This window comes from Nocardia lijiangensis NBRC 108240 (assembly GCF_001613045.1).
Taxonomy (GTDB): Bacteria; Actinomycetota; Actinomycetes; order Mycobacteriales; family Mycobacteriaceae; genus Nocardia; species Nocardia lijiangensis.
In genome coordinates this window covers 63,825-72,042 of record NZ_BDBP01000049.1, presented here as the reverse complement: position 1 = coordinate 72,042, position 8,218 = coordinate 63,825, and the positions used below count along the sequence as shown (strand labels likewise).

The following is an 8,218-nucleotide window of genomic DNA, read 5'->3' as shown; positions in this document are numbered from 1 at the left end:
AGCACGGCCGCCCTGCGGTGCGCGGCGGCCCGCCAGCCCGCGCCTGCCAGCCGGTGCGCGGCGGTGCGGATCAGCGGGTGGCCGAACGTCACCGACGATCCGGCGACGTGCACGAGTCCGCGCCCGCCCAACTCGTCCAGTGCGGTGGTGACCTCGTCGATCGGCAATTCGGCAATGGCGCAGAGCATTTCGAGATCGGCGTGGGCGCCGCACAGCGCCGCGGCCTGTGCAACGAGCCGTTCCCGTGCCGGTAGTTGCGCCAGTTCGGCGCGCAGTGTGCGGTCCAGACCCGGGAAGTCGCCCTCGGCCGGATCCTCGCCGCTGATCGCCCGCTCCACCTCTCGATCCGGAAGGTCGGCGAGCAGCAGCAGATACAGCGGGTTGCCGCGGGAGGCGGCGAGCAGCCGGTCGCGCCGCGCCGCCGTCGCCTCCGGCAGCAGGGCGGCGACGTCTTCGTCCGAGAACGGCGGCACCCGCACCGAGCGGGTCGCGGTATCGGTCGCGGTCAGCACCCGGGTGAGGGCCGTGGGGCACTGTCCGGAGCGATAGGAGAGCAGCAGCCGGAAGGGCGGGGCCGGGCGATTGCGGACGAGATAGGCCAGCGCACGCACGGATTCGGCGTCCAGCCAGTGCGCGTCGTCCACGACGAGCAGCGTGCCGGTCGCGGCGAGATGCTTGCGCAGGGCGCGGCCGACCCGGTTGGCATCACCGTCGGAGGGAACATCGGACACGTCCGCCCCCGCGTCGGCGAGGCGTTCCAGCACATCGTGCACCACGTGCAGTGGCTGCGGCTGCTCGTCTTCGGTGGCCGTGACCGCGAGCACCCGCAGTCCCCGGCGGGCGGCGGCCGGTGCGAGCGCGGCGAGCAACCGGGATTTGCCGATCCCGGCCTGCCCGTCGACCAGGAGCACCCACGGGCCGTCGGGCGATGCCAGAGCCTTCTCCAGCGCGGTGAGCTGAGCGCGGCGTCCCACGAATGCGCGCTCGACCATGATCCTCCGCCGTCTTCCGGCAAATCTGCCGCGAAACAACCCCGGCAGAGCTTAACGGGTGCCGGGACGGCACGGGGGATTCCCGTGTTTTCCCGGATGCTGGCCGCGCGATTGTGCGATTGGGTGTTCGAGGCCGATCGCGACCCTCCGGGGGATGCGCCGAAAGGCACGGCGACGGCCGGAGTTCGGCGCGACGAGGGGTACTCCGGTCGGTCGCCATCGCATCGACGAGAAAGTGACACGAATGAAATTCGTTGGTTCTGGCATCCTCACGCGGCTGCCGCTGGCGCTCGCCACGGTGGCCGCGTTGGGCGCGCTCGGCTGTTCGGCGGTCGAGAAGGGCGCCGTAGTTGTCCAGGATGCCGGTAAATCCGACACCGCCCGCGCCGACGTGGGCGACTGCATCAACGTCATCGAGGGGTCGATGATCGACTCCGAGACCGAGCCGGTGGACTGCTCGTCGGACCTGGCCGTCTACAAGGTCGTGCAGGTCTTCGACGACAAGACCGAATGCCACGAGGACTACACCTCCTACGAGGAGACCCTCAACGGCGGCACCACCGCGTTCCTGTGCCTGGCCCCGAACTTCAAGCAGGGCCGCTGCTACAACGAGAGCATGCTCACCGGCTACAAGTTCGTGGCCTGCACCGCCTCCGAAGCCAGCTTCAAGGTCGTGCAGCGCATCGACGGCCAGGCCGACGAGCAGCTGTGCGGTGAGGACGCCGACAAGTTCCTCACCTTGGCCGAGCCCGAGACCACCTTCTGCCTCGGCAGCCCCAAGGGCTGACCCGCGCGCGCCCGACCGGCCGTACCGCTTCCGGTGCGGCCGGTCGTCGTTCGTCAGCGGAAGGTGCGCCGGTAGGTGTCGGGGCTGACGCCCGCGGTGCGTTTGAAGCGCTCGCGAAAGGCGGTGGGGGAGCCGAAACCGACTTGGGCGCCGATGCGCTCGACGGTGTGGTCGGTGGTCTCCAGCAGATGCTGGGCGCGGTGCACGCGGGCGCGGTGCAGCCATTGCAGCGGGGTGGTGCCGGTCTGTTCGCGGAACTGCCGCAGCAGGGTGCGGGTGCTGGTTCCTGCCGTCGCGGCGATCTCGGCGAGGGTCAGGTTGCGAGCGAGGTTGTCCTGCAACCACATCAGCAGCGGTTCCAAAGCGGAGCCGCGCGGTGCGGGTGGGAGCGACTGGATGATGAACTGGGCCTGCCCGCCTTCCCGCTCCAGCGGCATGACCGACAGCCGGGCGGCATCGGCGGCCACGGCCGACCCGTAGTCGCGGCGGATCAGGTGCAGGCACAGATCCAGGCCCGCTGCCGCGCCCGCGGAGGTGAGGAGCAGGCCGTTGTCGACGTAGAGGACGTCGGGATCGACGGTGATGTCGGGGTGGGCGGTCGCGAGCGCGTCCGCGGCGGCCCAATGCGTGGTGGCCCGCAGGCCGCTCAACAGTCCGGTGGCGGCGAGCGGGAAGGTGCCCGTGCAGATGGACGCGATCCGGGTGCCCGCGGCGGCCGCGCGCCGCAAGGCGTCGGCGATCGCGGGCGAGAGCGGGGCGGTGGGGTCGGCGACGCCGGGCACGATCACGGTGTCGGCGCCGGACAATCCGTCCAGTCCGAACGGCGCGCGCAATGTGAACGCGCCCGCGTCGACGTCCGGGCGCTCGGCGCAGACGCGGACCTGGTACGCGGGGCGTCCGTCCGGCAGGCGGGTCCTGGTGAAGACCTCGATCGGGGTGGACAGATCGAAGGGGATCACCCGATCCAGGGCCAGGACCGCGACCACGTGCATGGCTACAACGTACCCGGGCAACGGGTTCCTGCCATCCGCGCTTTGCTGTGAACTCTTCGGGAGAATGCCTGGTCGGCGCAGGTGTCCGCCCTTGGCGATTTTCCGTTGCTGTATGGCATCAATGCCACTGGGCGACTCGGAGCCGTCTCACTAACTTCGGTGGCGATCCACATCGGATCTCGTTCGAATCCCCGGCCACAGGAGTTGTCCCACCATGACCTACGTCGCGCCCCTGCTCGTCGGCGTCGTCTACATCACGCTGATGTCCCTGATCCGCGAACCGCATCGCCGCCAGTTCAACGCCATCATGGTCGCGGGCGCCGGCGCTGCCTACCTCAGCGGCGGTGGCTTCGGCGCTGCGGAATTCGCGTTCACCGCGATCGTCACCTACTGCGCCTACCGGGGCCTGCGGTCGTGGACCTTCATCGGCATCGCCTGGCTGCTCCACACGGCCTGGGATTTCCTGCACCACCTCAAAGGCAATCCGATCGTCCCCTTCCTGCACGACTCGTCGCTCGGCTGCGCCCTCTGCGACCCCGTCATCGCCGTGTGGTGTCTGCGCGGCGGACCCGATGTGATCGCCTGGACCCGCGCACGGCTGCGCACGCTCGTCTCCCGGGAGCCGGTGCGCCAGTCCTAGCGCACGGGCGACTCGACGATTCGGACCCGTCTGGGCCCGGCTCGGCGGTGGGGAGGCTGTAACCCGGTTTCACGAGGATATGGCCGGGTAACCGGCCAGCGAACGGAGCCGAGACGCCCGCCTCGTCGGGACGGTCACCCTCCGCGATGACGTCGAAGCCGAGAAAGGGAGCCGACGATGAGCGACATGGGACGACCGGACGTCCCGAACATCTCCGATGCCGTGCGGCGAAACCGGGACCGAGTCGGGCGGCGGCTCGGCGAGACGGTCGGGGAGCTGACCGGCAAATTCGACGTACCGACCCGCGCCGAAGACAAGATGCACCAAGCCGCGGACGCGGCGCGGCACCGTGCCGCGGACGCCAGGCACTACGCACACGACACCGCGGAACACGCACGCGCGCAAGTCGAACACCTGGTCGACCGTGCCGCCGCCACCGCGCCCCCGGTGGCGGGCGTCGGCAAGCAGGTGGTCGGCGCAGTGCGCGGGCGGCCGGTGCCGATCGCGGCGGTCGCGGTCGTGGGTGTGGTGCTGATCTGGTGGATCACGCGGCGGAGACGGGCGTGACAACGCTGGACACGCCGCTCGGCCTCGCGGTGTTCACCCCGGTGCGGCGGGATGCCACCGCCTGACAGGTGCCCGGCCCGAGACATGGCCCTCCGACCCCGTCATGGCCGCCGCCCGTCGGGGTGTGCCGGGTCGATCAGAACGCCGGGGTTGAGGATTCCGGCCGGATCGAGCGTCGACTTCGCCGCGCGCAGGGCGGCGGCGAACGGGTCCGGCCGCTGGCGGTCGTACCACGGCCGGTGGTCGCGGCCCACCGCATGATGGTGGGTGATGGTGGCGCCGGAGTTCGCCAGCGCCTCCGAGACCGCCGCCTTGATCTCGTCCCACTGCTCCACGGTCCGTCCCCACCGCCCGGCGGCGTAGACGCCGAAATACGGTGCGGGACCGTCGGGATAGACGTGGGTGAACCGGCAGCTGACCACCCCCGTCACGCCGACCGCGTCGAAGGCGGAGGTCGCCGCGTCCAGCACGGCGGCGCGCAGCGCGTCGAAACGGTTCCAGGTGCAGGCGGTTTCGAAGGTCTCCACGATCATGGACTGCGCCGCGAGCGCGTCGCGCTGATAGGGCATGCGCAGGAACGAGGACCGCCAGGTGTCCGCCGCGCCCGCGCTCGCCTTCTCCGCGGCCGCGTCGGTGATGCGCACGTCGTCCGGGAATCGGCCGCCGTGTTCGCGGCAGATCTGCACCGCCCGCTGCATCGCCTCGGCCACCGGATGGTCCGCCGACTCGAAGCCGAGCACCAGCACGCCGCCCGCGGAACTGGTTCCGGCGTTGAGGAACGCCTCCACCGGATCCAGCAACCGGCAATTGGCCGGAAACAGTCCCGACTGGGCGATGGTCCTGGTCGCCGCGACGGCCTCGGCGTAGTCGTCGAAGACCGCCGAAGCGCCCGCCCGCCAGCGCGGCCGATCCTGCAGCCGCATCCACGCCTCGGTGATCACGCCGAGAATGCCCTCGGAGCCGAGGAACATCCGGTCCGGAGAAGGGCCCGCGCCCGAACCCGGCAGCCTGCGCGATTCGCTCACGCCGATCGGGGTGACGACCCGCATCGACTCGACCATGTCGTCGATGTGGGTGTAGACGGTCGCGTAGTGCCCGCCTGCGCGGGTGGCCAGCCAGCCGCCGAGGCTGGAGAACTCGAAGGACTGCGGGAAGTGGCGCAACGTCAGATCGTGGTGTCGCAGTGCGTCTTCCAGCGCCGGGCCGAGAATGCCCGCCTGGATGCGGGCCGCGCGGCTGGTGCGGTCGATCTCCAGCACCTGGTTCAGGCCGCCGAGATCCAGCGCGATCGTCGCGGGATACCCCTCGGCGCCGCGCGGTTCGACACCGCCGACGACCGAGGTGCCGCCCCCGTACGGAATCGCCGCGACCCCGGCATCGGTGCACCAGTCCAGAATGTCGATCACGTCCCGCTCGGTGCGCGGGCGCACGACCTGATCGACCACGTGGTCGACGCGGCCGAGCAGATTCCGCACCACGTCGCGGAACGCCTGCCCGCGCGAGTGCGCCACGCGATCGACCGGATCCTCGGAGGCCAACGGGGCCAGTGCATCCGGCACCCGCACCCGCGGCGCGGGCAGCTCCAGCGACGACAGATCGGGCGCCTCGTGCACGGTGAGATCCGCGCCGGGCAGCGTCGCCGCCACCCGGCGCGTCAACGCCGCCCGCTCCTCGCCGGTCACGGCATCCGCCACGTTTCCCCAGCCCCACCACGACCGCGTCGCCATCCGCATCCTCTCCACGATTCGAATTGACTGGATAGTAAATTAACTATGAGTCAATTCACAACAGCGCGGACGGGACAATGGCCCGCGCGGCGGAGGTCCGCCTACGCGTCGACCGCGCGCTCCCGCTCCGCCCGAATGCGCTGCTCCAAGCGGTTGGTCAGCGACCGCACCCGCTCGTCCGCGCTGAGCTGCTGGTCGAGAACGACGTTCAGCGCACCGCGCAGCATGGCGTACGGCTCCCAGCCCGCGGGGGCGATCGTGCGGGGCGCGCGCCGTGCGATGCCGTCGGCGATGGACGCGGCGGCCTGGTCGGCGGTGATCCTCTTGTTCAGCGGCCACGGCAGCAGATCGCCGAATTCGGCGCCCATGTCGTCGTCATCGAGTGTTTCGTGCGTCATCGCGGTCTCGACGATGCCGAAATAGGCCACGCCCGCCGTGGCGCCCGCGGCGGCGAGCTCGACGCGCAACGCGCGGCCGAACTGCTCCACCCCCGCCTTGCTCACCATGTACGGCGACCCGCCCATGCCGGGTGCGAAAGCGGCGCAGGACGATACGACGACCACGTGCCCGCGCGCGGCGACGATGTCGTCGAGGCTCGGATGAACGGTGTTGAAGACACCGGTCAGATTCACGGCGAGCACGCGATCGAAATCCGCGGGATCCATCAAACGGATGCTCGATGGTTTCGGCACGATCCCCGCGTTCGCCACGACGACGTCGATGCCGCCGAAGCGTTCGCGGACCCGGCCGATCGCGTCGCGCATGTCCGCGCGGTTCGCCACGTCGGCGCCTATTCCGACGGCCCGGCCGCCGAGCCCGGCCGCCGCGGCGGTGGCCGCCGCGCCATCGATGTCGACCAGCGTGAGACGTGCGCCGCGCGCGGACAAGAGCCGGGCCAGCGCGTATCCGATGCCGGTCGCGGCGCCGGTGATCACCACGACCTTGCCCTCGACGTCGTACTGCTCCGGGCGGCCCGCCAGCGCGGACGGGACCGCCCGCACCAGCTTGCGCACGGCACGCAGGCTGTTCGCGCTCATCGGACACTCGCTTCGTAGGATTCGACGTCGAAAGCGGCGACGCGGCGGCGGTACTGGAAGCTCCAGTCCGGATACAAACCGGCGTTGCGGCCGTCGGCGGTGGTGTAGTAGCTGTCGCAGCCGCCCTTCAGCCAGACGGTCTCCCTGCTGCGTTCCTCCATCTCGTCCAGGAAGGACCGCTGCACGCCGGGACGCACCTCGACGCGGCGAATACCCCTGTCGCGCATCGTCTTCAGCGCGTCCACGATGTAGCCGATCTGGGACTCGATCATGTAGATGGCCGATTGGTTTCCGGCCGCGCCGAACGGGCCCAACGTGCAGAACATGTTCGGGAAGCCGGCCGCCGCCGCACCGAGATAGCTGCCGGGACGTTCCCGGTACGCCTCGGCGATCGACCGGCCGTCCCCGCCGACGATCCGCTCGTACAACTGTGGCAGCGAACCGAATCCGGTGCCCCAGACGATGGTGTCCACCGGGTACTCCGCGCCCGCGTCGGTCACGATGGACCGCGGCCGGATCTCCGCGATGCGCTCGGTCACCACCTCCACGTTGTCCTGGGCCAGCGCCGGATAGTACGCGTCGGAGAAGATGGCGCGCTTGCACCCGATCATGTAGTCGGGAGTGAGCTTTTCGCGCAGTTCCGGATCGCGGACCTGCCGGTGCAACTGCCACCGCGACAGCGCCTGGAACGGGTGCCGGAAACGCCGATCGACGAACCCGACCAGGCCGAAACTCTCGATTCCCGCGAAGTACGCGCCCCGCATGGCCTTGCCCAGCACGGGCATTCGCCGCAGCAGCGCCCGTTCCACGGTCAGCGTGCGCCGATCCATCCGGGACACGATCCACGGCGCCGAGCGCTGGAACACCGTGAGCCGCCGGGCGATCGGCTGGATCTCCGGAATGAACTGCACCGCCGACGCGCCGGTGCCGATCACGGCGACGCGCTCGCCGGTGAGGTCGTGCTCGTGATCCCAGTCCAGCGAGTGGAATTGCGCGCCTTCGAAATCGCTCAGCCCGGGGAAGTCCGGAATCTTGGCCTCGCTGAACGGGCCGACCGCGGAGATCAGCACGTCGGCCGAGATCTCGCCCCGGCCGGTCTCGACGCGCCACCGCAGCGCGTCCTCGTCCCAGCGCGCGCGGACCAGCGGGGTGTCGAATCGCATGTGCCGCACCACATCGTGCCGCTCGGCCACCGCGCGCAGGTAGGCGAGGATCTCCGGCTGGGTCCCGTACGTGCGAGACCAGTCCGGGTTCGGCGCGAACGAATACGAATACAGGTGCGAGGGCACGTCGCAGGCGCAGCCCGGGTAGGTGTTGGCCTGCCAGGTCCCGCCCAGCTCGCTCGCGCGCTCGAGCAGGACGAAGTCGTCGAATCCCGCTTCGCGCAGCTTGACGGCGAGGCCGATGCCCGCGATACCCGCGCCGATCACGACGATCGCGCGGTGCTCGGGGTCTGTTCCGCTCGGTGCGGACATG

General features: G+C 70.4%; 8 protein-coding genes. 3 read left to right on the top strand and 5 right to left on the bottom strand.

The annotated features are described in order from the left end of the window. Nucleotides 1–992, bottom strand: a 992-nt coding sequence (locus NL1_RS19420) for an AAA family ATPase (RefSeq protein ID WP_156094946.1), incomplete at its 3' end; no start/stop codon positions are given. 244 nt (nucleotides 993–1,236) lie between these two features. On the opposite strand from NL1_RS19420, the gene NL1_RS19415 reads away from it, so the two are divergent. Beyond that, complete coding sequence (locus NL1_RS19415; RefSeq protein WP_067841308.1) at nucleotides 1,237–1,779, top strand: LppU/SCO3897 family protein; 543 nt, start codon at nucleotides 1,237–1,239, stop codon at nucleotides 1,777–1,779. A gap of 53 nt (nucleotides 1,780–1,832) precedes the next feature. Here the strand turns inward: NL1_RS19415 and NL1_RS19410 are convergent, their stop codons facing one another. Further along, nucleotides 1,833–2,771, bottom strand: coding sequence for a GlxA family transcriptional regulator (locus NL1_RS19410; protein ID WP_067841306.1), 939 nt, complete (start codon nucleotides 2,769–2,771; stop codon nucleotides 1,833–1,835). A 214-nt stretch (nucleotides 2,772–2,985) separates the two neighbouring features. Between NL1_RS19410 and NL1_RS19405 the strand changes: the two genes are divergently transcribed. Together NL1_RS19405 and NL1_RS19400 are read left to right on the top strand one after the other, a co-directional pair. Continuing rightward, nucleotides 2,986–3,411, top strand: a complete 426-nt coding sequence (locus tag NL1_RS19405; protein ID WP_067841304.1) for a DUF6010 family protein — start codon at nucleotides 2,986–2,988, stop codon at nucleotides 3,409–3,411. 177 nt (nucleotides 3,412–3,588) lie between these two features. Then, a complete protein-coding gene (locus NL1_RS19400; protein WP_067841302.1) occupies nucleotides 3,589–3,978 on the top strand; it encodes a DUF3618 domain-containing protein in 390 nt (129 codons plus the stop codon). A 101-nt stretch (nucleotides 3,979–4,079) separates the two neighbouring features. Here NL1_RS19400 and NL1_RS19395 read toward each other — a convergent pair whose 3' ends face one another. From NL1_RS19395 to NL1_RS19385, 3 genes are all read right to left on the bottom strand, one after another. Continuing rightward, nucleotides 4,080–5,711: an FAD-binding oxidoreductase gene (locus NL1_RS19395; RefSeq protein ID WP_067841301.1), complete on the bottom strand. Its 1,632-nt coding sequence runs from the start codon at nucleotides 5,709–5,711 to the stop codon at nucleotides 4,080–4,082. Nucleotides 5,712–5,806: 95 nt separating this feature from the next. Beyond that, on the bottom strand, nucleotides 5,807–6,742 hold the full coding sequence (locus NL1_RS19390; RefSeq protein ID WP_067841299.1) for a short-chain dehydrogenase/reductase: 936 nt from the start codon (nucleotides 6,740–6,742) through the stop codon (nucleotides 5,807–5,809). Continuing rightward, on the bottom strand, nucleotides 6,739–8,217 hold the full coding sequence (locus tag NL1_RS19385; RefSeq protein WP_067841297.1) for a flavin-containing monooxygenase: 1,479 nt from the start codon (nucleotides 8,215–8,217) through the stop codon (nucleotides 6,739–6,741). The genes NL1_RS19390 and NL1_RS19385 overlap by 4 nt, the downstream gene beginning before the upstream one ends. Nucleotide 8,218 lies beyond the last annotated feature (1 nt).

Excerpts from the sequence above, each read along its gene's own strand:
- NL1_RS19395 (WP_067841301.1), bottom strand. The coding sequence starts at position 5,711 with ATGCGGATGGCGACGCGGTCGTGGTGGGGCTGGGGAAACGTGGCGGAT.
- NL1_RS19415 (WP_067841308.1), top strand. The coding sequence starts at position 1,237 with ATGAAATTCGTTGGTTCTGGCATCCTCACGCGGCTGCCGCTGGCGCTC.
- NL1_RS19400 (WP_067841302.1), top strand. The coding sequence starts at position 3,589 with ATGAGCGACATGGGACGACCGGACGTCCCGAACATCTCCGATGCCGTG.
- NL1_RS19390 (WP_067841299.1), bottom strand. The coding sequence starts at position 6,742 with ATGAGCGCGAACAGCCTGCGTGCCGTGCGCAAGCTGGTGCGGGCGGTC.
- NL1_RS19410 (WP_067841306.1), bottom strand. The coding sequence starts at position 2,771 with ATGCACGTGGTCGCGGTCCTGGCCCTGGATCGGGTGATCCCCTTCGAT.
- NL1_RS19385 (WP_067841297.1), bottom strand. The coding sequence starts at position 8,217 with ATGTCCGCACCGAGCGGAACAGACCCCGAGCACCGCGCGATCGTCGTG.
- NL1_RS19405 (WP_067841304.1), top strand. The coding sequence starts at position 2,986 with ATGACCTACGTCGCGCCCCTGCTCGTCGGCGTCGTCTACATCACGCTG.